Annotated in this window: 18 protein-coding genes and 2 pseudogenes; 12 read left to right on the top strand and 8 right to left on the bottom strand. The window is 74.9% G+C overall.

The window, feature by feature from the left end; translation table 11 throughout:
• Positions 1–868, top strand: an 868-nt coding sequence (locus RKE29_RS15030) for a discoidin domain-containing protein (protein WP_312005844.1), incomplete at its 5' end; no start/stop codon positions are given.
• A gap of 228 nt (positions 869–1,096) precedes the next feature.
• On the opposite strand, the gene RKE29_RS15025 is transcribed toward RKE29_RS15030, so the two are convergent.
• Positions 1,097–1,636: an HNH endonuclease gene (locus tag RKE29_RS15025; protein WP_312005841.1), complete on the bottom strand. Its 540-nt coding sequence runs from the start codon at positions 1,634–1,636 to the stop codon at positions 1,097–1,099.
• 377 nt (positions 1,637–2,013) lie between these two features.
• Between RKE29_RS15025 and RKE29_RS15020 the strand changes: the two genes are divergently transcribed.
• Positions 2,014–3,093, top strand: coding sequence for a mechanosensitive ion channel family protein (locus tag RKE29_RS15020; RefSeq protein WP_312005840.1), 1,080 nt, complete (start codon positions 2,014–2,016; stop codon positions 3,091–3,093).
• Positions 3,094–3,177: 84 nt separating this feature from the next.
• Here RKE29_RS15020 and RKE29_RS15015 read toward each other — a convergent pair whose 3' ends face one another.
• The 6 genes from RKE29_RS15015 to RKE29_RS14990 all read right to left on the bottom strand — a co-directional run bounded on the left by RKE29_RS15015 (position 3,178) and on the right by RKE29_RS14990 (position 7,742).
• Entirely contained in the window at positions 3,178–3,507 is a 330-nt protein-coding gene (locus tag RKE29_RS15015; RefSeq protein WP_312005839.1) for a helix-turn-helix transcriptional regulator, read from the bottom strand.
• Positions 3,504–3,884, bottom strand: coding sequence for a type II toxin-antitoxin system RelE/ParE family toxin (locus RKE29_RS15010; protein ID WP_312005837.1), 381 nt, complete (start codon positions 3,882–3,884; stop codon positions 3,504–3,506). Before RKE29_RS15010 ends, RKE29_RS15015 begins: the two co-directional genes overlap by 4 nt.
• A gap of 151 nt (positions 3,885–4,035) precedes the next feature.
• Positions 4,036–6,015 (bottom strand): S53 family peptidase, encoded by a 1,980-nt coding sequence (locus RKE29_RS15005; RefSeq protein ID WP_312005836.1) that lies wholly within the window; start codon positions 6,013–6,015, stop codon positions 4,036–4,038.
• 220 nt (positions 6,016–6,235) lie between these two features.
• On the bottom strand, positions 6,236–6,874 hold the full coding sequence (locus RKE29_RS15000) for a pyridoxamine 5'-phosphate oxidase family protein (protein WP_312005834.1): 639 nt from the start codon (positions 6,872–6,874) through the stop codon (positions 6,236–6,238).
• A 176-nt stretch (positions 6,875–7,050) separates the two neighbouring features.
• Entirely contained in the window at positions 7,051–7,371 is a 321-nt protein-coding gene (locus tag RKE29_RS14995; protein WP_312005832.1) for a hypothetical protein, read from the bottom strand.
• A complete protein-coding gene (locus RKE29_RS14990; RefSeq protein WP_312005829.1) occupies positions 7,368–7,742 on the bottom strand; it encodes a DUF6415 family natural product biosynthesis protein in 375 nt (124 codons plus the stop codon). Before RKE29_RS14990 ends, RKE29_RS14995 begins: the two co-directional genes overlap by 4 nt.
• 232 nt (positions 7,743–7,974) lie before the next feature.
• Between RKE29_RS14990 and RKE29_RS14985 the strand changes: the two genes are divergently transcribed.
• The 10 genes and pseudogenes from RKE29_RS14985 (at position 7,975) to RKE29_RS14940 (ending at position 21,433) form a co-directional block, all read left to right on the top strand.
• A complete protein-coding gene (locus RKE29_RS14985) occupies positions 7,975–8,829 on the top strand; it encodes a helix-turn-helix transcriptional regulator (protein WP_312005827.1) in 855 nt (284 codons plus the stop codon).
• Positions 8,811–9,017, top strand: a complete 207-nt coding sequence (locus tag RKE29_RS14980; protein ID WP_312005825.1) for a DUF397 domain-containing protein — start codon at positions 8,811–8,813, stop codon at positions 9,015–9,017. The genes RKE29_RS14985 and RKE29_RS14980 overlap by 19 nt, the downstream gene beginning before the upstream one ends.
• A gap of 226 nt (positions 9,018–9,243) precedes the next feature.
• Positions 9,244–10,692: a hypothetical protein gene (locus RKE29_RS14975; protein WP_312005824.1), complete on the top strand. Its 1,449-nt coding sequence runs from the start codon at positions 9,244–9,246 to the stop codon at positions 10,690–10,692.
• 173 nt (positions 10,693–10,865) lie between these two features.
• Positions 10,866–11,918 carry a glutamate ABC transporter substrate-binding protein gene (locus tag RKE29_RS14970; protein ID WP_312005845.1) on the top strand — a complete coding sequence of 351 codons (1,053 nt, stop codon included), beginning with the start codon at positions 10,866–10,868 and terminating at the stop codon, positions 11,916–11,918.
• A gap of 130 nt (positions 11,919–12,048) precedes the next feature.
• Positions 12,049–13,392 (top strand): hypothetical protein, encoded by a 1,344-nt coding sequence (locus tag RKE29_RS14965; protein WP_312005822.1) that lies wholly within the window; start codon positions 12,049–12,051, stop codon positions 13,390–13,392.
• Positions 13,389–16,088: a tetratricopeptide repeat protein gene (locus RKE29_RS14960; protein ID WP_312005820.1), complete on the top strand. Its 2,700-nt coding sequence runs from the start codon at positions 13,389–13,391 to the stop codon at positions 16,086–16,088. The genes RKE29_RS14965 and RKE29_RS14960 overlap by 4 nt, the downstream gene beginning before the upstream one ends.
• A 3-nt stretch (positions 16,089–16,091) precedes the next feature.
• Entirely contained in the window at positions 16,092–17,927 is a 1,836-nt protein-coding gene (locus tag RKE29_RS14955) for a protein phosphatase 2C domain-containing protein (protein ID WP_312005817.1), read from the top strand.
• Between the two features lie 200 nt (positions 17,928–18,127).
• Positions 18,128–19,519 (top strand): annotated as a pseudogene (locus tag RKE29_RS14950) (VWA domain-containing protein); the annotation flags it as partial.
• Between the two features lie 270 nt (positions 19,520–19,789).
• Positions 19,790–20,989, top strand: coding sequence for an FHA domain-containing protein (locus RKE29_RS14945; RefSeq protein ID WP_312005816.1), 1,200 nt, complete (start codon positions 19,790–19,792; stop codon positions 20,987–20,989).
• 42 nt (positions 20,990–21,031) lie between these two features.
• A complete protein-coding gene (locus RKE29_RS14940; RefSeq protein WP_312005814.1) occupies positions 21,032–21,433 on the top strand; it encodes a globin in 402 nt (133 codons plus the stop codon).
• Between the two features lie 170 nt (positions 21,434–21,603).
• On the opposite strand, the pseudogene RKE29_RS14935 reads toward RKE29_RS14940, so the two are convergent.
• Positions 21,604–21,798 (bottom strand): annotated as a pseudogene (locus RKE29_RS14935) (hypothetical protein); the annotation flags it as partial.

Below are 21,798 nucleotides of genomic sequence, written 5' to 3'. Positions count from 1 at the left end.
CGGGCGGGGCGCCGCCCGGAACGGCCGACCAGGCGCCACCCGGCACGGGGAACCGGCCCCGGCCCGTACCGGCGCCCCGCCTCCCGCCGGTCCCGGCGCCGCCCCGCGCCCGCCCGCCGTCTACGAGGTCACCCCCTGGTTCGCCGACACGCCCGCCGCCGACCTGCGGCTGTCCCGTGCCGAGGCGGAGGCGGAGGTCGGCGGTCGGCCGGTGGCCGTGGAGGCGCTGCTGACCGCCCGCCGCCCGGGCGACGTGCGCGGGGACCTGACCGTGCGCGCCCCGCGCGGGATCACCGTTTCCGCCCCGGAGGAGGTCACCGCCCCGCGCGGGGGCACGGCGGCGGCGCGCATCGAGGTGTCGGTGGCGGAGGACGCCCGGCCGGGCACGTACGCCGTCCCGGTGCGCTTCGGCTCCCGCGAGGCCACCCTGACCGTACGGGCCTTCCCGCGCACCGGCGGCCCCGACCTGGCCCGCGAGCGCGGCGCCCGGGCCGTCTCGTCCGGCGACGAGACGCCGGACTTCCCGGCGTCCGCCGCCGTCGACGGCGACCCGCGCACCCGCTGGTCGTCCCCGGCCGACGACGCGGCCTGGCTGCGCCTGGAACTGGCCCGCCCGGCCCGTGTCGGCCGACTCGACCTGCGCTGGCAGGAGGCGCACGCGGCGCGCTACCGGGTGGAGGTCTCGGCGGACGGCCGCACGTGGCGCACGGCGGCGGTGGTGGACGACTGCCGCGGCGGCAGGGAGACGGTGCGCATGGACGCGCCGGGCACCCGCTTCATCCGGATCCGGGGCGTGGCGCGGGCGACGCGTTTCGGCTACTCGCTGTGGTCGGTGGCGGCGTACGGCGTGTCCGGGACGCGGGACTGAGCGGCCTGACCGGAGCCGCGACCCGGCGTACGGAAGCGGGCCGGGGCGGTCGGCGCACGCGTCACCTGTGCGGACGCGCCCGCGTGCCCCGGCTCGCACGGCACCGCGCCGCACGCCTTCTACAACCCGCGCCGCGTCGCGCGCTCACGCCGGGTGACCCGGGCCTGTCAGTGACGGCCACCCCGGACCGGGCCGCGGGAAGACACCGGGCACGACAATGGCCCGGTCTCAGGCAGAAGATCTGCCGTCGATCCGGGCCATGACGTCGTCCGCGCCGTAGGGCTCCAGGTATGGCAGCCAGCGCGGGTCCCTATGGCCGGTGCCGATGATGCGCCAGGCGAGGCCGGACGGCGGCGCGGGCTGATGCCGCAGCCGCCAGCCGATCTCGGCCACGTGCCGGTCGGCCTTGACGTGGTTGCAGCGGCGGCAGGCCGCGACCACGTTGTCCCAGGTGTGCTGCCCGCCGCGGCTGCGCGGGATGACGTGGTCGACGCTGGTCGCGACGCCGCCGCAGTACGCGCAGCGGCCCCCGTCCCGGGCGAACAGCGCGCGCCGGGTGAGCGGCACGGTGCCGCGAAAGGGCACTCTCACAAAGCGCTTCAGCCGGACGACGCTGGGCGCGGGTATGACGTGGGTCGCGCTGTGCATCAGGGCGCCTGAGTCCTCCACACTGACGGCCTTGTCATTGAGGACGAGTACAAGCGCGCGGCGGAGCGGTACGACGCCGAGCGGCTCGTACGACGCGTTGAGGACCAGGACATGCGGCACCGATGCCTCCTTGGTACGCCGGCGGCGCATGGCTCGCGCCGGGACGATCTCCAACAGTTTCCCCTGAGACCTGGCCGGAACGCCACCATGTGTGGGTTAACGGTTGAAGGGCATTTCGGACCGTCACGCGCCGCACAGGGCCGAAACTGCCATGGCCTTGTGGGCCGGAACGGTGTTTGCTCATACGCGGACGCGACGCGGAGGGTGGCGAACGTCACGTACCCACCCCCTGTGACCTGGCCTCTTTCACATCGTGAGAACGGGCTTCGCCTCCTGCCCGGTTAGGGTGTGAGCGGTTCGCGTGCGACCGTTCGCGCCCGGACACACTCCGTACGAGCCATTCGAGAAGTCCCCGTCCCCCCACGAAGGGTCCCGCAGTGTTCTGGTCCGCCGCCCCGGCCGCGCAAGCCCGGCCGAGCGACGCCCCGCACGGCCTGGCCGCCACCAACGCGGCGGGCTGGGTGGAGGAGAACTGGTCCACCTGGCTGAGCATCGGCCTGCGCATCGCGCTGGTCCTGCTCATCGCCTTCGTACTGCGCACGCTCGTGCGCCGCGCCATCACGCAGCTGATCGAGCGCATGAACCGCTCGGCGCAGACCGCGACCAGCACCCCGCTGGGCGGCCTGCTGGTCAACGCGGAGCGGCGCCGCCAGCGGTCGGCGGCGATCGGCTCGGTGCTGCGCAGCGTGGCGTCGTTCCTGGTCATGGGCACGGCCGCGCTGATGGTCCTGTCCACGCTGGAGATCAACCTGGCGCCGCTGCTGGCCAGCGCGGGCGTCGCGGGCGTCGCCGTCGGCTTCGGCGCCCGCAACCTGGTGACCGACTTCCTGTCCGGCGTCTTCATGATCCTGGAGGACCAGTACGGCGTGGGCGACTCGATCGACGCCGGGGTGGCCTCCGGTGAGGTGATCGAGGTCGGCCTGCGCGTCACCAAGCTGCGCGGCGCGGACGGCGAGGTCTGGTACGTCCGCAACGGCGAGATCAAGCGGATCGGCAACCTCAGCCAGGGCTGGGCGACGGCCAACGTGGACGTGTACGTCCGCCCGGACGAGGACCTTGAGCAGGTCCGTACGATCATCTCGGCGGCGGGCGCGGAGTTGGTGGCCACCGAGCCGTGGAACGAGAAGCTGTGGGCGCCGGTGGAGGTGCTGGGCCTGGACGCGGTGCACCTGGACTCGATGGTCGTCCGGGTGTCGGCGCGGACGATGCCGGGCCAGGCGCTGGCCGTGGAGCGGGAGCTGCGCTGGCGGATCAAGCGGGCGCTGGACGCGGCGGGCGTGCGCATGATCGGCCAGCCGCTGGACCTGTCCCTCACCGGCCAGCCGCAGCCCGCGGCCACGGACGCGGCCCCGCCGTCCGCCCTGGCCGACCCGGACTCCGCGAAGTCCCAGACCGCCAGCCCCATCCCACCCCCGCCGCCGCCCCCGCAGCAGAGCATCCCGAACCCGCAGAAGTAGCGGTACGGCGAGCGGCCTGCCGCCTCCGTGGCCCCGGCGCGACTCCGGTACGCCCCGCGCGGGCCGGGGCTGCGGAGAAACGGTTCAGGCGACCTGCACGGAGACCGGGCCGCGCCGGATCAGCACTGACACCTCGCCTCCCAGGGCAGCGGCGTAGGCCCTGAGCATGTCGAGGCTGTCAATCTGTCCGTGCTCGATCTGCGAGATCCGTGCCTGGCTCACCTTCAACGCCGTGGCCACGTCGGCCTGTGTCAGTCCCGCGGCCCGGCGCAGCTCGGCGAGTTCGTGTCCTCGGATCCGGGCGGTGTTCTCCGCCCGGACCTCCGCCCGGCGCGCCGCTGCCTCCTCACTGGCCAGGTCGGGGTGACGGCGCATGGCCTCGGCCCGCACCTCGTCCCACGAGCGTCCCTTCACCGGTCTCCTCCTTGCTCGCGCAGCTCGCGCGCCGCGACGTACTCGGCGTACCGGGTCTCGGCGAGCGGGATGTTCTCCTCGTACCAGAGGTTCCATCGCCCGGCCTTGTCGCCCGCCACCAGGATCACCGCCTCTCTCGTGGCGTCGAAGACGAACAGCATCCGTACCTCTCCGCGACCGCTCGAACCCGGTCTCAGCTCCTTCAGATTGTGCAACCGGCTGTGATGGATCCGGTCGACCATCGGGCGTCCGAGGTTGGGCCCTGCCGAGGCGAGGTGGTCCAGGGCATCGGTCACTCGGTTGGCGGTCTCCGGGTCCTCTTCGCACAGCCGCAGAAACCACTGCTCCACCGGTTCCAGCAGCGCGATCTCCCACACGGGGATAACTTAAGTTCCAGCTTATATGCCATGGGCAGAGAAGGCCAGGTTCCACCGATCGGGTGACGGACGGGCCGCTGCCCGCCGTCGGGTGGGACGGCGGGCAGCGGGTGGGGCGGGGCCCCGGGGTCGCGGGTCAGCGGGTCGCGGGTCAGCGGTCTCGGCGGTGGTACGAGGCCAGGTAGCCCGCCGCGGGCGAGCCCACGCCCGTCACGTCGTCGTAGCCCGGCACCGCGTGCAGCGAGCTGTCCCGGCCGAGCCCGCGCAGCGACGTGATCGTGCCCTCGCTGTCGTCGTAGCCGTTGGCGTAGTCCACGCGGACCACGGCGAGCGAGACGCCGGAGCCCAGCGGGTGGTCGGTCACGTCGTGGTAAGCGGCCGTGCCGTACCGCTGGTAGATCGACGGGTTGGCGAACCCGATCGGCACGCCGCCCTGCGCCTGCTGCGCCAGCGCCTGCACGCCCGCGATCACCGGCGCCGCCAGCGACGTGCCGCCGATGCGGTACTCGCTGTAGCGCTGCGAGCCGTCGGGGAAGGTCTGGGTCTGGCCGACGAGGAAGCCGGTGTTGGGGTCGCCGACCGCCGCGATGTCCGGCACGACCCGCTGCTTCTGCTTGCCGCCGTTGGCCAGCGCGAGCCCGTCCGGCACCACGCCGCGCTGGTAGTACGGCTGCGCCACGGTGCGGCTGGTGCCGCCGCCCGCGCCCGAGGTGAACGCGCCGGGCAGCGACGCCCAGCTCTCGCCGTCCGCGGACAGCGTGGTGCGGGTGGTGCCCCAGCCGGTCTCCCACTGGTACGTGTCGTTCCTGCCGACGGCCAGCGACGTGCCGCCGACCGCCGTCACCCACGCGGAGTTCGCCGGGGTGTCGACCTGCTTGGTGCCGGTGGCGGCGACGTTGTCGCCGTTGTCGCCGGAGGAGAAGTAGAAGCCGATGCCCTCGACCGCACCCTCCTGGAACACCTGGTCGTAGGCGGCGGCGCTCTGCGGGGTCTGGTTGGCCTCGATGTCGCCCCAGGAGTTGGAGACGATGTCCGCGAGGCGGTTGTCGGTGATCTTCGTCAGCGCGTCGAGCAGGTCGTCGTCCGTGCAGGACGCGCCCGCGACGTAGACGATGTCGGCGGCCGGGGCGACCGCGTGCACGGCCTCCACGTCCAGCGTCTCCTCGCCGTACCAGCCCGGCGCGCCGCACTCCTCGGTGTAGCGGTAGTCGTCCGGGAGCACCTGCGTGAGCTGGCCCCCGCGGTAGGGGGCGTCGCCGTTGCGGGCGGCGTACTCGCGCGCGTCCCGGGCGATGGTCGGCGAGGCGAACGCGTCGGTGATGGCCACGGTGACGCCCCTGCCGGTGTCCCGCCGCTTCGCCCCGTACGCCGCGCGCAGCTGCGCCCCGGTGTAGCCGCGTATCGCGTACGGCTGCTGGGCGCCGTACGCCGGAGGCAGGCCGGGGTCGACGTTTGAACCGTAGTAGCTGGAGAAGGGGCCGGAATTGCGGAACACCGCGTCCGGCGGCGGCAGCGGTTCGTCGTGCCTGACCATCCGGGGCGCGTTGTCCAGGCCGACGACGGTGAGCACGGCGCCCTTCAGCGAGGCCGGGACGGTGGCCGTGGCGGACGGCGCCCGGTAGACCCTGCCGCCCTTGGCGTAGTCGTGCAGCTGTGCGCCGAACGCCTTCTCGGCGGCGGCCACGTCACCGCTCACCGACACGTAGTGCCGGTTGACCCCGGTGACGGTCAGGCCCGAGGACTTCAGCCAGCCGGTGACCCTGGCCGTCTGCCAGGCCGACGGCCCGAACCGGTCGCGGACCTGGTCCGGCGTCAGGTACCGGCCGTACGCGCGTGACCGCGGGTCGGACACCGCGCGGGCGTACGCGGCCAGGCCCCTCGCGTCCCGTCCGGCGAGGTACACGCGCGCGGTGAGGTGCGCGCGGTCGGCCGTGCTTCCCCTGTCCGCCGTGGCCGTCGCCCAGACCGGCTTGGTGCCCCGCAGTGCGTCGCGGCCGTCCGCCCCGGGCACGTCCGCCCGCGCGGACGGCCCGCCGAGCGCGGCCGCCCCGGCGACCAGCGGCAGCACGGCCGCCGTGACCAGGGTTTTCCTTCGAGTGACGCGGGACCTTCTGGAGCGGGAAGATCTCACTTGACCCCCTGCGGTACGAATCGTCGTGGTCGTGGACGGCGGCGCCCGCGCGTACCGGTGCGGGCGCCACCGACTCGCCACTCTCGTCCTGATCCGCTCATGCCAGGGACATGTGTTCGCTAAGAAGGAACCAAGGAAGGGCCACGGAACGGTCAAATCAACGGCCGTGCGGCACGGGTTCTTTCAGCGGCGGCGGGGTTCTTGTCGTACGGGCGGGGGCTCACGCCGTCTCGCGGTAGATACCGTCGGCGTATCCGGGCCCGTAATAGTGCTCCAGCTCTTCGAGCGACTGGTCCTTACGCTCCAGGCTCCTGGAAATCCGGGCCCGCGAGGGCAGCGCCTCCGGCTCCCAGGTCTCCTCGTTCCACAGCTCGGAGCGCAGAAAAGCCTTCGAGCAGTGGTAGAAGACCTCTTCGACCTCCACGACCAGCGCCAGCGACGGCCGGTGCCCCTTGACCACCATGGAGTCCAGGAACGGCGCCTCCCGCACCAGCCGCGCCCTGCCGTTGATCCGCAGCGTGTCGCCTCGCCCGGGCACCAGGAAGATCAGGCCGACCTGCGGGTTGCTCAGCACGTTGCGGAAACCGTCCACGCGCCGGTTGCCGGGCCGGTCCGGAACGGCGATCGTCGTGTCGTCCAGCACGAGGGTGAAACCGGGCGGATCGCCCTTCGGAGACACGTCGCACGAACCGTCGGCCGCCGAGGTGGCGATCAGGCAGAACGGCGACCGCTCCAGCCATTGCCGGTCCAGTTCGTCCAGCGACCGCCGCACCTTCCGTACGGCCCCCGGGGACGTCTCGCCGACCAGTTCCCGCAGTTCCGCCTCGGTGGTGATCTCCACCAGTCCCGCCGTCTCCACTGCCGCTTCTCCTTATGCCGGTTCACGGTCCTCGGTGCACGAGCAAGCCGCTTTCAGCGTACGGCCGGACGTCGAAGCAGGCGCCGTACCACGGGACGTGGAACGCGTCACCCGGGGTGCTTCCCGGCGCCCCGGGCTTACGGCTTCGGCGTCCGGCCCGGTCCGCCCGGCCGCCCTCAGCGGGCCGACCCGCCGCCCGCGCGTCCCAGCGCCGACGCCTGGCCGCCCGGCGCGAGCGGCCCGGTGCCGGACCGGGGAGGCCGGGGGCGGGCGGCCGCCTGCCGGGTGACGGGGACGACGTAGGCGCGGAACACCTCGACCATGTGCGCCCGGTGCACGACGAACACGCTCTCGTCGTCGAACAGCAGGCGCTTGCGGCACGGGTGGACGGTCTGCACGTCGCGGACGGTCGCCAGGAACCCGCCCATGAGCAGGGCGTCGCCGATCCGCACGCTGTCGGCGGAGAGGGTGAACCGCCCCTCCCTCCTCAGGATCACCACTCGGACTCCTCGGCCGCCGCGATGTGGGCGCGGATGATCCTGACCGCCCGCGCGAGCGCGCGGGTGTCGATGACGGTCACGTCGAAGTTGCTGGCGATCGGCAGGCAGAGGGCGTACTCGGCGTGCTGGAGGGCGCGCGTGAGGGCGACGCGCTCCGGCGTGTTGAAGCCCAACTGGAGGCAGCGCGCCTGCCCGAGGGGCAGCAGAAGTACGGTGTACGTGCGGAGGACGCCCCGGCGGTCCAGCAGGTCCTCCAGCGGCGGCACCTCCTCGTCGCCGACGTCGCCGATGAGGTCGAGGGCGTCGTTGGCGGCGCGGTCCAGCGCGTCCAGGTCGAACAGGGCGGCGGCCGCGGGTGCGAGGCTCATCGGGTGCCCTTTCCGCGCGTGTCACGCCGGGTCTGCTCGTTGCGCCGGGCGTTGTCCTTTCCGAGTTGGTCCTCGCGGCGGCCGTTCGGCCCCGGATTGTTGGCCATGGGCATGGGAACTCCCTCTCGTGGGGGGGTAACTCGTGCTTTCGGCCTTAGCGTTGCCGCAATAGGGCTACGGTGGACCCCAGCGGAACCCGCACAACCGAAAAGCTGTGAGAGGGAGTCAAGCCATGGCCAACGGTCCGAAGAAGGCGTACTTGGGTTCGATTCAGGCCGCCTGGCTCTTCTTCGGGTCCGAGCTGAAGAGACGCCGCGAAGCCGCAGGTCTGACGCAGGCTGAGCTGGGGATGCGGATTTTCTGCTCGGGCGGTTACGTCGGCCAGTTCGAGCAGGCCGTTCGAAAGCCGCAACTGGAGTTGGCTCGGCGGATCGATGACGCGCTACAAACCGACGGCTTTTTCGGTCGGATGTGCGAAGAGCTGGTTAACGCCTCGTCGTACGCGGACTACTTCGCGGCAGCCGCCGAGCTGGAAGCCCTCGCGATCCGCATCAGTGAGTACGCGCCGACGATCGTGCCCGGTCTGCTCCAGACGGCGGAGTACGCGCGGGCGATCACGCTGGCCTACCACCCGTTCGCGCCCGAGGAGTACGTTGTCGAGAAGGTCGACACCCGACTCGAACGGGCACGCATCCTGGAGCGCCCCGACCCGCCCGAGTTCTGGGCTGTGATCCACGAGACCGTGCTGCGGATCCCGGTCGGCAGCCGAGCTACCATGGCGGAACAGCTCGACCGCATGGCGGCCATGGCCAAACGGCGTCGTGTCCTGCTGCAAGTCCTGCCCTTCTCAGCGGGGGCACACGCGATGATGGCCGGGATGCTGTACCTCATGGAGTTCTCCGACGCTCCTGACACGGCCTACAGCGAAGGGCTCTATAACGGCCGGTTGCTGGACGATCCGGCGCTAGTGAAGCGCTGCCGCACGGCATACGATCTCGTCAGGGCTACGGCACTCTCGCGAGAGGAGTCCCTGGCCATGATCGAGTCGGCGGCGGAGGGCTACAAGAAATGTTCGAGCAGGAGCTGAGCGCTGCGCGCTGGCGCAAGAGCAGCTACAGCGATGGCAACGGCGGCCACTGCGTCGAGGTCGCGGACGGCTTCGGGGGGGCCGTGCCCGTGCGGGACAGCAAGAACCCGCACGGCCCCGCCCTGATCGTGCCCGCCCCGGCGTGGACCGCCTTCATCGGCCAGGTGAAGGCGGGCCCGTTCGCCTGACCCACCGCCCGTCCCCGACGCCCCGGACCGTGCTCCACGTACGGCCCGGGGCATCGGCGTTTCCGGGAACCGCCCACCCCCTCCCCCACGTGAACACAGGCACCCGGCGGGAACGGCGGGACCGCCGTCTGACCTGGGCCTTCCAGGTCGGCCCCGGCGGGCCCGGTGTGACTGTCAGTGGCTGCGGTGATACTGACGAGGACAGCGACCAAGGGGGGGTCCATCCGTGTCACAGTCGGTTACCACGGCCACCAGACAGGCGCCGCCGTCCAGGTTCGGACCCGGAGCCCGGGCGGGGTGGCCGCCCAGGGGGCCCGCGCCACGGCGGCCCGCCTGGCGGGAGGCCCTTGACCAGCTGCGGGCGGCGGCGCGGACCGAGCCGGGGCGGCTGCGGGCCATCGGGGCGGTGCTGGCCGCGCTGGTGCTGGCGTTCGGCGGGGTGACGGCCTGGCAGGTGGCCGCGCGGCAGGCGGCGGCCGAGGCTGTGGTGGAGCGCAGCCAGCCGCTCAGCGGTGCGGCGGCGGACATCTACCGGTCGCTCGCGGACGCGGACACGACGGCCGCGAGCGGTTTCCTGGCCGGAGGGCAGGAGCCGCGCGCGGAGCGCGAGCAGTACGACCGCGACATCGAGCATGCTGCGCGCCTGCTGGCCAAGGCTGCCGCCGACAGCGGGGCGTCGGCTCCGGCCCGTCACCAGATCGGGAAGCTGAACGAGCTGCTGCCGCGCTACACGGGCCTGGTGGAGACCGCGCGGGCGAACAACCGGCTGGGCTTCCCGCTGGGCGGCGCGTATCTGCGGGAGGCCAACCACGTGATGGGCAGTGAGCTGCTGCCCGCCGCCCGCGCCCTGTACGAGACGGAGCGGGACCGGCTCGGGCAGGACTACGCGGACGCGACGCGGTGGCCGTGGGCGGCGCTCGGCGTGGGTGCGGTGGCGTTGGGAGCGCTGGGCTGGGCGCAGCGCCGGGAGTTCCTGCGGACGAACCGGGTGTTCAACCGGGGTCTGCTGGCCGCGAGTGCCGCGACAGCGGTGGCGCTGCTGTGGCTGGCGACGGCGCACGGCGTGGCCGCCGCCCGGTTGCACGACTCGGAGGCGCACGGGGCGCGGTCGCTGCGGGTGCTGCACGAGGCGCAGCTCAGCGCGGTCCAAGCGCGGGCGAACGAGAACCTGACGCTGGTGGCGCACGGTGCGGACGGGGGAGCAGGAGGCACGGACGCGTACGAAGTGGGCTATGGCAAGCGAATGGCCGATCTTGCCGGGCCGTCCGACGTCGCAGGCGATACGACGGGCTCTGACGCGCCCGGAACCTGGCTGGCGCGGGCCGGGAAGCTGGCGGACAACCGCGCGGAGCGCAGCTGGGTGGACGAGGCGTCGCGGTTCGCGCGGCAGTGGCGGGAGCGGCACAGGACCGCCCACGCCGCCGACGTCGACGGCGACTACGGCCAGGCGCTGCGCCTGGTGATCGGTGGCAGCGGGAGTACCAAGGAGTCCTTCCAGCAGGTGCAGGAGGCGCTGAGGGAGGCCATCACCCACGAGAAGGGGGAGCTGAAACAGGCGGCGAACGACGGGCGGGGGGCGCTCGCCTGGCTGGCGGTCGGTGCCGGGGTGCTGGGCCTGCTGGGCGCGGTGGGCGCGGTGCTGGGCATCGGGCGCAGGCTGTCGGAGTACCGGTGAGGGGCCCGGGCGGCGGCGGGCGGCCGGTGCGGAGTGGCCGGGCGGGGCCTGGCGGGGACGGGCCGACGCGAGCCGGGCGCACAGGGCAGCACGAGCGACGTGCCGGAGAGGGAGGCGGGCCGGCGCGAGACGGCTTCGTACGGGCGTTGACGGGGGTGGCGAAGTTGACAGGAGTGTCACGCGTAGGGGCGACGGCGCGCTCGGCCGTCGCGGCGCTGGCGGTGGCCCTCGCGGTGGCCACGGCCGTCCTGGTCCCCGTGCTGGTGGACGGCGGGGGCGGCGGCCGGGGCGATCGCGACCGGCTCGGGCACAGCGTGCCCGCCGCGCCCGGGCAGGAGGCCGGGGCCGGGGCCCGGGGCGGGTCGGGGAGCGGGGCCGGGGAGCAAGAGGCCGACGACGACTGCCAGAAGGAGGAGAGCCTGCGGCCCGCTGGCCCGAAGGCGCCGGACGGCCCGGCGGTCCAGCGGATCAAGAAGCGGGGCAAGCTCGTCGCGGGCGTGGACCAGAACAGCTACCGCTGGGCCTACCGCGACACCGACAACCTGCCCCCTCCTGGAGGTGAACTGGGGCTCAAGGGGTTTGACATCGACCTCGTACGGGCCATCGCGAAGGACATCCTCGGCAGCCCGGACGCCGTGATCTACCGCACGATCCCCACTGAACGGCGCATGCCCGCCCTCCAGGACCGGGATGTCGACGTGGTGGTGCGCACCATGACGATCACCTGCGACCGGATCAAGCAGGTGGCCTTCTCCACCACGTACTTCAAGGCGGGCCAGCAGGTGCTGGCGCCGAAGGGCTCGAAGGTCACCGGGTTCGACGACTCGCTGCGCGGGCGAAAGGTCTGTACGGCGAAGAGTTCTACCGGCAAGGACGAGCTGGACAAGAACCGGCACGGCGTGCGGGAGGTGGTGACCGCCGCCAGCCAGCTCGACTGCCTGGTGAAGCTCCAGCTCGGGGAGGTGGACGCGGTGATCACCGACAGCGCGCTGGCGGCGGGTCAGGCGGCCCAGGACCCGACCGTTCACCTGGTCGGCGGGACGTTCACCAGGGAGCCGTACGGGGTGGCGATGAACCTGGCGGACACCGATCTGGTGCGCCGGGTCAACAAGGTGCTGGAAGACTACCGAAAGGGCGGCTGGCAGCTGTCCTACCGGAAGTGGCTCGCCGATTATCTCCCTGCGGACAACCCACGGCCGCCGCCAGCCATGTACAAGAAGGAGTGACGCACGCGACGGGAGGATGCGGAAGGTCGAGGGGGACGCCGGGGACCGGCGAGGGAAGGTTCAAGGGGGCCGTGGGCCCCGCCGCCCGCGCCGCCGGGCAGCACAGTGACGCACAAACGGAAGGTGATCGATGGGGGTGGCGGAACCAGCCGAACCGGTCATGGACCGCGAGGAGGTGGACCGCGCGCTGGCACGGTTCGGCGCCGAGCACGAGGCGATCGAGACCTCGCTGTTCGCCCTTCAGGACCACGCGGGCCGCAGACTCCTCGAAGGCGCCGAGCTGACCGGCGTCACCAAGGACCGGTGGGCCGACACCGAGCAGGCGATCACTCTCCTGTGGACGTACTTCGACGCGTACAGCGACGCGCTGGCCACCGCGCGCGAGGTGCGCGCCCGGCGCCGCTGGCCCACCCCGGCCGAGCTGGCGGAGCTGACCGAGCTGCTGCACGGCCCGGGCGTCACCCTGGCCGCCGTCCCCGGCCCGCCCGGCGCCGAGCCGCCCCGGCTCAGCGAGCGGGTGGCGCTGGAGAAGCTGGTCGAGCGGATGAACCGCTGGTACGCGGAGGCGCTGGACGTCATCGTCACCGCGGACGCCGTGTGGTCGGCGCTGCCCGCCCGTATCGACATGCTGTCCGCCGAGTTGCAGCGCACCCGCTCGCTCGCGCACTCCGTCGGCGTACGGCCCGGCGAGCACCCGTCGGGCGACGACCTGGAGCGGATCACGGCCGAGCTGACCGGGCTGCGCGCGGGGGTGGTCTCCGACCCGCTGGCGTTCTGGTCGGGGGCGTCGCCGAGTTCGGCGCCGGGCGGCGGCCGTCCGGACACCGAGCGGTACGACGCGGCGGCGCGCGCCCTGGAGGACGTGCGGCGGGAGATCGAGGCGGTGCTGGCCGTGCGGCAGGACTCCGAGCGGCGGCTGATGCTGCTGCGGGACGTGCTCTCCCGCGCGGACCGCACCCTGGCGGAGGCCCGGGAGGCGCGTGGCGAGGTGCTGGCGAAGATCGCGGGCTCGGACGTACCGGCGGTCAGCGGCCCGCCGACCGCGCTGCACGAGCAGCTGGTGCAGGCCGCCGAGTACCGCAGGCGCTCCCAGTGGCACCGGCTGTCGCCGCTGCTGGACAGCCTGGAGCAGCGCGCCGAGGACGAGCTGCTGCGCGCCCGGGAGTCGCTGACGGCGGTGACGGCGCCGCTGGCGGTGCGCGCGGAGCTGCGCGGGCGGCTGGACGCGTACAAGGCCAAGGTCGCGCGGTACGGCCTGGCCGAGGACCTGCTGCTGGTGGAGCGGTACGACGCGGCGCGGCGGCTGCTGTGGAGCGCGCCGTGCGACCTGCGAGCGGCCGAGGCGGCCGTGCTGCGCTACCAGCAGGCGGCGGCCGAGGCGATGACGCCGTATCAGTCCGGTTCGGGCGGCGGGGACGGCTCCGGGTACGGGGGCGGTGCCGGAGCGGGGACCGGGGACGGGGGGAGACGATGAGCGGGGACGCGTGCGAGCGGCCGGAGTGCGACGGCGCGTACGAGGACATGGGCGGCGGCGAGCTGTACTGCGGCACGTGCGGCCTGGCTCCGGCGCGCGCGCCGGACGGCGGGCTGGAGTCGCCTCGTACGAGCCTGACGGCCCGTGGTCCGGCCGGGGACGCGGGGTCGGGGGCGTCGGAGTCCGCCGAGACGGCACCGGCCTCCGGGGGCGCGGGCTCCGGGTCCGGGGCGGGGTCGCGCTCCGGGTCGCGGTCCTCGGGGGCCCGGTCCTCCGGGTCGCGGTCTTCGGGGTCGCGGTCCTCCGGGTCGCGGTCTTCGGGGTCGCGGTCCTCCGGGTCGCGGTCTTCGGGGTCGCGCCGCTCGGTCTCCGGCCGCCTGTCGCGCGCGCAGTCCGGGCGGGCGGGCCCGCGCGCGGTGCCGGTGCGCGGCGCCCGTTCGTCGGCCTCGTCCCGTACGTCCGGGCGCGGGCGGCTCGGCGCGGGCCTGGTGAGCGTGCCGGAGGTGCCGCGCCACGACCCGCGTTCGGCGGTGCTGGAGCGCGCGGAGGTGCCCGAGCGCAAGCGGTTCTGCGGCCGCTCCGGGTGCGGGGCGCCGGTGGGCCGGCCGCGCGGCGGGCGGCCGGGCCGTACGGCGGGCTACTGCACCCGGTGCGGCCGCCCGTACTCGTTCGTGCCCAAGCTGCGCGCGGGCGACCTGGTGAACGGGCAGTACGAGGTGGCGGGCTGCCTGGCGCACGGCGGCCTGGGCTGGATCTACCTGGCCATCGACCGGAAGGTGGCCGACCGGTGGGTGGTGCTCAAGGGCCTGCTGGACACGGAGGACCAGGACGCGCTGGCCGCCGCCGTGTCAGAGCGCCGGTTCCTGGCCGAGATCGAGCACGCCAACATCGTCCGTATCTACAACTTCGTGGAGCACCGGGACGAGCGCACCGGCAGCGTCGACGGCTACATCGTGATGGAGTACGTCGGCGGCAGGTCGTTGAAGGACATCGCGGGCGAGCGGCGCGGGCCGGACGGCAGGCGGGTGCCGCTGCCGGTGGAGCAGGCGTGCGCGTACGGCATCGAGGCGCTGGAGGCGCTGGGCCACCTGCACAGCCGCAACCTGCTGTACTGCGACTTCAAGGTGGACAACGCCATCCAGCAGCGGGACCAGCTCAAGCTCATCGACATGGGCGCGGTGCGGCGGATGGACGACGACGCCAGCCCGCTGTACGGCACGGTCGGCTACCAGGCCCCGGAGGTGGCGGAGGCGGGCCCGTCGGTGGCCTCGGACCTGTACACGGTCGCGCGGACGCTGGCCGTGCTGACCTTCGACTTCCCCGGCTACACGACGGTCTTCGCGCACAGCCTGCCCGACCCGCGGCACGTCGAGGTCTTCCAGCGGTACGAGTCGTTCTACCGGCTGCTGGTCCGGGCCACCGAGCCGGATCCGGCGCACCGGTTCGCCTCGGCGCAGGAGATGGCCGAGCAGCTGACGGGCGTGCTGCGGGAGGTCGTGGCGGAGCGGACCGGGCAGCCGCGGCCCGCGCTGTCGACGCTGTTCGGGCCGGAGCCGCGGGTGGTGGACACCGAGCTGTTCGCCGCGCAGGACGGGGACGTCTCGCTGCTGGGCGCCCGTTTCCCGGCCGCCCGGCGCTCCTGGTGGCTCCCGGCCGGTCGGGCGGCCGCGGCCCGCGCCGCCCGGGCGGAGTCCGCGCGGGAGGCGGCGGCCCGGGAGGCGGCGGGTCCGGCGCCGTCCGTGGTCGCGCTGCCGGTGCCCGCCCTGGCGCCACTGGACACCCGCGCGGCCGCGCTCGCCCTGCCCGTACCGCACGTCGACCCGGACGACCCCAACGCCGGTTTCCTGGCCGCCCTCGGGACCGCCACCGCGCCCGCCGAGCTGAGCGCCGCCCTGGACGCGGCGCCCGCCGACTCGCCCGAGCTGCGGCTGCGCCGCGTGCGCACCCACCTGGAGCTGGGCGCCACGCAGGAGGCGGGCGCCACGCTGGACGCGCTCCAGGCGGAGCGCCCGGACGACTGGCGCGTGGTGTGGCACCGGGGGCTGTACGCGCTGGCGTGCGGGGACCACGGGGTGACGGCGCAGTCGTTCGACGCGCTCTACGACGCGTTCCCCGGCGAGCCCGCCCCGAAGCTGGCGCTCGGTGTGTGCGCCGAGGCGGTGGGCCAGCTGGACAACGCCGCCGAGTACTACCGCCTGGTGTGGACGACCGACCCGAGCTTCGTCAGCGCCGCCTTCGGGCTGGCCCGGGTGCTGCTGCGCTCCGGAGACCGGGCGGGCGCGGTGCGGCACCTGGAGTCGGTGCCGGAGGCGTCGATCCACTACACGGCGGCGCGCGTCGCGGCCGTACGGGCCCGGCTGCGCCAGCGGTCCCCGCGCGAGGCCCTGCTGGAGGACCTGACGGCGGCCGCGGCGCAGGTGGAGCGGCTGGACGGGTTCGGCCTCGACCCGGTGCGCCGCGAGCGGCTGTGCGCGGAGGTGCTGGGCAGCGCGCTGGACTGGGCGCTGGCCGGGCGCGCCGGAGCGCCGCCGGGCGACGGCCCGCCGCGGCTGCTGGGCAGCGACCTGGACGAGCCGGGGCTGCGGCTGGGTCTGGAGCGCTCGTACCGGATTCTCGCCAGGCTGGCGCGGCGCGGCGGGGAGCGGGCAGAACTGGTGGAGCGGGCGAACCGCTACCGCCCCAGGACGTGGGTGTGAGAGATGGCGCAGACACCGCAGACACCGCAGCGGCAGGCCCGGCAGACCGGCTGCCCGATGTGTGAGGAACCGCTGGAGTCGGGGGACGCGTTCTGCGACGCGTGCGGTGCGGATGTCGCGCGCGCGTCCGCGCGCGCGGGTGCGGATGCGGATGCGGCGCAGGCGCCGCCGGCTGGGGCTGGTCCGGGCGGGGCGGCTACGGGCGGGGCGGCTGCCGTCGGCGCAGCTCCGGGCGGCGCAGCTCCGGGCGGCGGGGCTCTGGCCGGGGCGGCTCGGGTCGGCGGGGCTTTGGCGGGTTCGGATCCGGGTCCGGATCCGGGTCCGGCGGAGGCTGCTCCGGCTGGTGGAAGCCCCGCCGGGACGGGTGCGGTCGGCCCAAGCCCGACCGGAACGGGACCGGTCGGGGGAAGCCCGGCCGGGGCGGTTCCCGGTGTGGGGTCTGCGGCCGGGGCGAACGCGGTCGGCGCACGCCCCGCCGGAGCGGGGCCAGGCGCCGGGTCTTCGGCCGGGACGGCTTCGGCCGAGGCGGTGGGGGCGGGTACGGCTTCGGGCGAGGCGGTCGGGGCCGGGCTGCCGCAGGCCCGCCAGACGCCTCCGGCCGACCCGCGCGTCCCGGCGCCGGGCGCCGCGTCGGCCGGGAGCGCCGTGCCGGACCCGGGCCCCGCGCCGGACGGCGTGCCCGGGCCGGGACCGGCACCCGCTGCCGGACCGGCGGCTGGACCCACGGCTGGGAGCGGGGTGGCGCCGGTGGCCGGACCCGCTACCGGACCGGCGGCCGATACCGGGACTGGGCCAGGAGCCAGGCCAGGTGCCGGGGCCGGGACCGGGGCAGCCGCCGGGGCGAGTGCCGGGGCCGGGCCGGGGGCCGGGGGCGGGGCGCGGCGGTGTGCCGCGTGCCGTACGGGGGCGGTGGACCGGGACGGGACCTGCGGGCACTGCGGCTATGCCCAGGTGCGCGTCCGGGACCATCTGGAGGCCCAGGCGCACGGGGTCGCGGCGGCCACCGACCGGGGCCTGCGCCACCACCGCAACGAGGACGCGTTCGCGGTGGCCTGCGGGGCGCTGCCGGACGGTTCACCGGCCGCCGTGGCGGTCGTGTGCGACGGCGTGTCCTCGGCCACCCGGCCCGACGACGCGTCGGCGGCGGCGGCCGGGGCGGCGCGCGCGGCGCTGCTCGCCGCGCTCGGTGAGGGCACGCACCTGCAACGGGCCATGTCCGAGGCGATCCTGTCGGCGGGCGAGGCCGTCAACGCCCTCGCGTACGAGCCGCGGGCCGGGACCGGCCGGGGCACCCGTACCGGCGACGGTGACGCCGACGACGCAGGCGAAACGTACCGCCGCCACGAGAACGCACCCGCGTGCACGATCGTCAGCGCCGTGGTCACCCCCGACGCGTTCACCGTGGGCTGGATCGGCGACAGCCGCGCCTACTGGGTGCCGGACGACCGCACGAGCCCGCCCGCCCGGCTCACCGAGGACGACTCGTGGGCCGCGCAGATGGTGGCCTCGGGCCTGATGTCGCCGGAGGAGGCGTACTCCGACGCGCGTGCGCACGCCATCACCGGCTGGCTCGGCGCGGACGCGTACGAACTCTCCCCGCACACCGCCTCGTTCCGGCCCGACCGGCCCGGCGTGGTGGTGGTGTGCACCGACGGGCTGTGGAACTACACCGAAACGGCGGAGGAGGTGGCCGCGGCGGTGCCGGGCGACGCGCGGACGCGGCCGATGGCGGCGGCCCGGACGCTGGTGGCCCTCGCCGTGTACGCGGGGGGCCACGACAACGTAACAGTGGCGGTACTGCCGTTCCCGGCGCGGTCTGAAGGGGCAGTATCGGCCTGACCGTTCGAGGGGGTCCGTCCGCCCGCGCCGAGCCGTACGCCGCGCTCGTACCGGGCAGGGCGCGGCGGCGCTCGGCGGGCCGGGGCCTCGCGGCGGTGCGCGGCGACGGGGCGGGGCCGGACGGGAAGGCTCCGCTCGACCTCACTGTCTCCTGTGCCCGGACGTCCGGTGCCCACAGGGCGAGCCAAGGAGCGGACGAGATGGCGAACTTCTCCAAGAGCCGGGAGCCGCGGTTCTGGGTCGAGGTCCACCAGAACCCGTACCTGCCCGAGGACGGCCGGGAGGTGCACGCGATCGTCACCGTCACCGCGAGCGGGAGCGGCGGGGCGGCCGGGGGTCCCGTCTTCGCCCCGCCCGGCCCGGAGGCCGCCGACGCGGGACCGGACGGCGAGGCTCGCGGACCGGCCGACGCGGCGGTGGTCGTCATGGTGGACTGCTCCGGTTCGATGGAGTATCCGCCGACGAAGATGCGGCACGCGCGGGAGGCGACGGCCGCCGCCGTGGACGCGCTGCGCGACGGCGTGGCCTTCGCCGTCGTCGCCGGAACCCACCAGGCCGCGGAGGTCTTCCCCGGCGGCGGTCGGCTCGCGCGGGCCGACGCCGGCACACGGGCCCGCGCCAAGGAGGCGCTGCGCGGTCTGAGCCCCGGTGGCGGCACGGCCATCGGCGCCTGGCTGCGGCTCGCCGACCGCCTGCTCGCCACCGCCGACGCGCCCGTACGGCACGGCATCCTGCTCACCGACGGGCGCGACGAGCACGAGACGCCCGAGGAGCTGCGGGCCGTGCTCGACGCGTGTGCGGGCCGCTTCACCTGCGACGCGCGGGGCGTGGGCACGGACTGGGCGGTGCGGGAGGTCACCGGCATCGCCTCCGCCCTGCTGGGCACGGCCGACATCGTGGCCGACTCGGCCGGGCTCGCCGCGGACTTCCGGCGGATGGTGCGGACCGCGACGGGCAAGGCGGCCGGTGACGTGCGCCTGCGGGTGTGGACGCCGCGGGGCGCGGAGGTGGTGTTCGTCAAGCAGGTGGCTCCGGCCATGGCGGACCTGACCGGGCGTCGCGCCGAGGCCGGTCCCCGTTCGGGTGACTACCCGACGGGCTCGTGGGGGGACGAGTCCCGCGACTACCACGTGTGCGTGCGGGTGCCGCCCGCCGAGGTCGGCCGGGAGATGCTCGCGGCCCGCGTCTCGCTGGTCTTACCCGCGGTCTTACCCCCGGCCCCGGGGTCCCTGGGGCCGGGCGCGGAGGCGCTCTGGGGGCTGGTACGGGTGGTGTGGACGGACGACGTGGCCGCCACCGCGTCGATGGACCCGCAGGTCGCGCACTACACCGGTCAGGCCGAGCTGGCCCGGGCCATCCAGGACGGCCTGGACGCCCGCAGGGCGGGTGACGTGGCGGCGGCGACGGCCAGGCTGGGACGCGCCGTGCAACTCGCGGGCGCCTCGGGCCACGATGACACTGCGAAACTTCTTTCGAAGGTGGTCGACGTTCTGGACGCCGCCACCGGTACTGTGCGGCTCAAGACGAACGTGGCGGAGGCGGACGAGATGACCCTCGAAACGCGCTCCACCAAGACGGTACGGGTGGCACGGCGGCGGGAGGGGAACGCCGGGGAGACCGGGGAGGGGCGGCGCGTGGACCCGGCCGGTCCGGCCGGTCACCGGGACCAGGCCGAGCACCCCGACCACGCGGACCACACCGACCCGACCGACCGAACCGACCACACCGGCCGAACCGACGGGACTGACGAACGGACCGACCGGACGGCTCGGACCGACGACCGAACCGACCAGACCGACCAGACCGACCACAGCGATCCGGCCGGGAACGGCTGACGAACGGCGCACAAGGGGGACCACGACATGCCGACCTGTCCGAACGGCCACGCGTCGACGACCGAGGACTGGTGCGACGTGTGCGGGCACCGGATGCCCGGGACGGCCGTGACCGCCGGCCCGTCCGGCACCGGCGCGCCCGCCGGATACGGGTATCCGGACCTGGCCTCCGTGCCCGTGCCGCCTCCGCCGCCCGGGCCGCCTGGGCCACCGCCCGAGGACCGCCACGACCCGAACGGTCTGGACGGCCTGGGCAGCCCGGACCGCCTGGGCGGCCTGGGCGGCCTGGGCGGCCTGGGCGGCCTGGGCGGCCTGGGCGGCCTGGGCGGGGAGCCGTGCCCGGTGTGCCGTACGCCCCGTGAGGCGCGCGCGCAGTTCTGCGAGGAGTGCCGGTACAACTTCGCTCCCCCGGCCCCCGGCGCTCCCTCGGCCCCGCCCGCGCACGGCGGCGGCTTCCCGCCGCTGCCGCCGCAGGGCGCCGGGTACCAGCCCTCGCGGCCCTCGCAGGTGAACCGGCCCGCCGAGCCGCTGGCGCCGGTCGCCGGGCCGCAGCCGGGCCGGGGCGGGCCGGACCGGCTCGGCTACCGCGCCGAGGACGACTGGACCCTGCCGCCGCCCGCCGCCCCGGCGCCGGCCGGGGCGCCCGTACCCACACCCGCGCCGGTGTCGCCGCCGCCGTACCAGCACCCGCAGTACCAGCAGCCGCCCCGGCCGCACGCCCCCGCGCCGTACGCCCCGGCGCCGCACCTCTCCTCGCCGCTGCCGCCGTCGCCGTACGCGCCGCAGCCGCCGGGCCCGGCCGCGCCGCCACCGCCCGCTCCGGCGAGCTGGGTCGCCGTCATCGCCCCCGACCCGGAGTACTTCACGGCGATGATGCACCGCAGCGGGCCGGAGGCGGCGGGCCTGGACATGCCCTCCTACGCCCCGCCCCGCGAGCACCCGCTCACCGGCGCCCAGGTGACCATCGGCCGCCGCCGCCACAGCACCGGGGAGTCGCCCGACATCGACCTGTCCCGGCCGCCGGAGGACCCGGGCGTCTCGCACCAGCACGCCGTCCTGGTCGCCCAGCCGGACGGCGGCTGGGCCGTGGTCGACCAGGACTCGACCAACGGCACGACCATCAACGGCTCCGACGAGCCCATACGGGCCTACGTCCCCGTCCCTCTCCAGGACGGCGACCGGGTGCACGTCGGCGCCTGGACCACGATCACCGTGCGCCGCGGCTGACCCCCCTGGCACCGCCCGGCGGTCTGAGACGATGGATGGGTGATGGAGATTCCGCGCGGCACGCTTCAGCAGCAGACCTTCTACGAGCAGGTCGGCGGCGAGGAGACCTTCCGGCGCCTGGTGCACCGCTTCTACCAGGGCGTCGCGGAGGACCCCGACCTGCGGCCGATGTACCCGGAGGAGGACCTGGGCCCGGCGGAGGAGCGGCTGACCCTGTTCCTCATCCAGTACTGGGGCGGCCCGACGACCTACAGCGAGCAGCGCGGCCACCCCAGGCTGCGGATGCGGCACGCGCCGTTCACGGTCGACCGCGCGGCGCACGACGCCTGGCTGCGGCACATGCGGACCGCGCTGGACGAGCTGGGCCTGGCCCCGGAGCACGAGCGGCAGATGTGGAAGTACCTCACCTACGCGGCGGCGTCCATGGTGAACGCGCCGGACTGACGGACACCGGCTGACCGGCCCGCCCCGGTCTCACCGGGGGCGGGCCGACGGCACGGCGGGAGCGGAAAGGGCCCGGCGGCGGGGGCCGGGCGCGGCCGGCGGCCTCTGGGGCCGTCCGGAGGCCGCGGGGCCGGGCCGCCGTCCGGCACAGGCCGCGAGGCCGGAGCGGGTCAGCCGTGCGGGCGGGTGGGGGTGACGGTCAGGCCCGACAGGGCCGAGAGGCCGCCCTGGCCCCGGCGCAGCGCGACGGAGCCGTACGGCGTGCGCAGCCGCAGCCAGCCGCCCGCGGCCAGCAGCGCCAGCGGCTCGGGAACGGGCGCGGCCAGCGCCGTGCCCGCGCCGCCGCCCGGCAGCGGCCGGGACGC

Origin of the sequence: Streptomyces sp. B1866, assembly GCF_031932565.1 — a bacterium.
In the GTDB taxonomy this organism is placed as follows: domain Bacteria; phylum Actinomycetota; class Actinomycetes; order Streptomycetales; family Streptomycetaceae; genus Streptomyces.
The sequence above is the reverse complement of the archived record's forward strand: the minus strand, read 5'-3'. Positions and strand labels throughout refer to the sequence as shown.

Coding starts and splice junctions, on each gene's coding strand:
- RKE29_RS14990 (WP_312005829.1), bottom strand. CDS start 7,742: ATGAGCCTCGCACCCGCGGCCGCCGCCCTGTTCGACCTGGACGCGCTG.
- RKE29_RS14960 (WP_312005820.1), top strand. CDS start 13,389: ATGAGCGGGGACGCGTGCGAGCGGCCGGAGTGCGACGGCGCGTACGAG.
- RKE29_RS14965 (WP_312005822.1), top strand. CDS start 12,049: ATGGGGGTGGCGGAACCAGCCGAACCGGTCATGGACCGCGAGGAGGTG.
- RKE29_RS14940 (WP_312005814.1), top strand. CDS start 21,032: ATGGAGATTCCGCGCGGCACGCTTCAGCAGCAGACCTTCTACGAGCAG.
- RKE29_RS14985 (WP_312005827.1), top strand. CDS start 7,975: ATGGCCAACGGTCCGAAGAAGGCGTACTTGGGTTCGATTCAGGCCGCC.
- RKE29_RS14980 (WP_312005825.1), top strand. CDS start 8,811: ATGTTCGAGCAGGAGCTGAGCGCTGCGCGCTGGCGCAAGAGCAGCTAC.
- RKE29_RS14945 (WP_312005816.1), top strand. CDS start 19,790: ATGCCGACCTGTCCGAACGGCCACGCGTCGACGACCGAGGACTGGTGC.
- RKE29_RS14955 (WP_312005817.1), top strand. CDS start 16,092: ATGGCGCAGACACCGCAGACACCGCAGCGGCAGGCCCGGCAGACCGGC.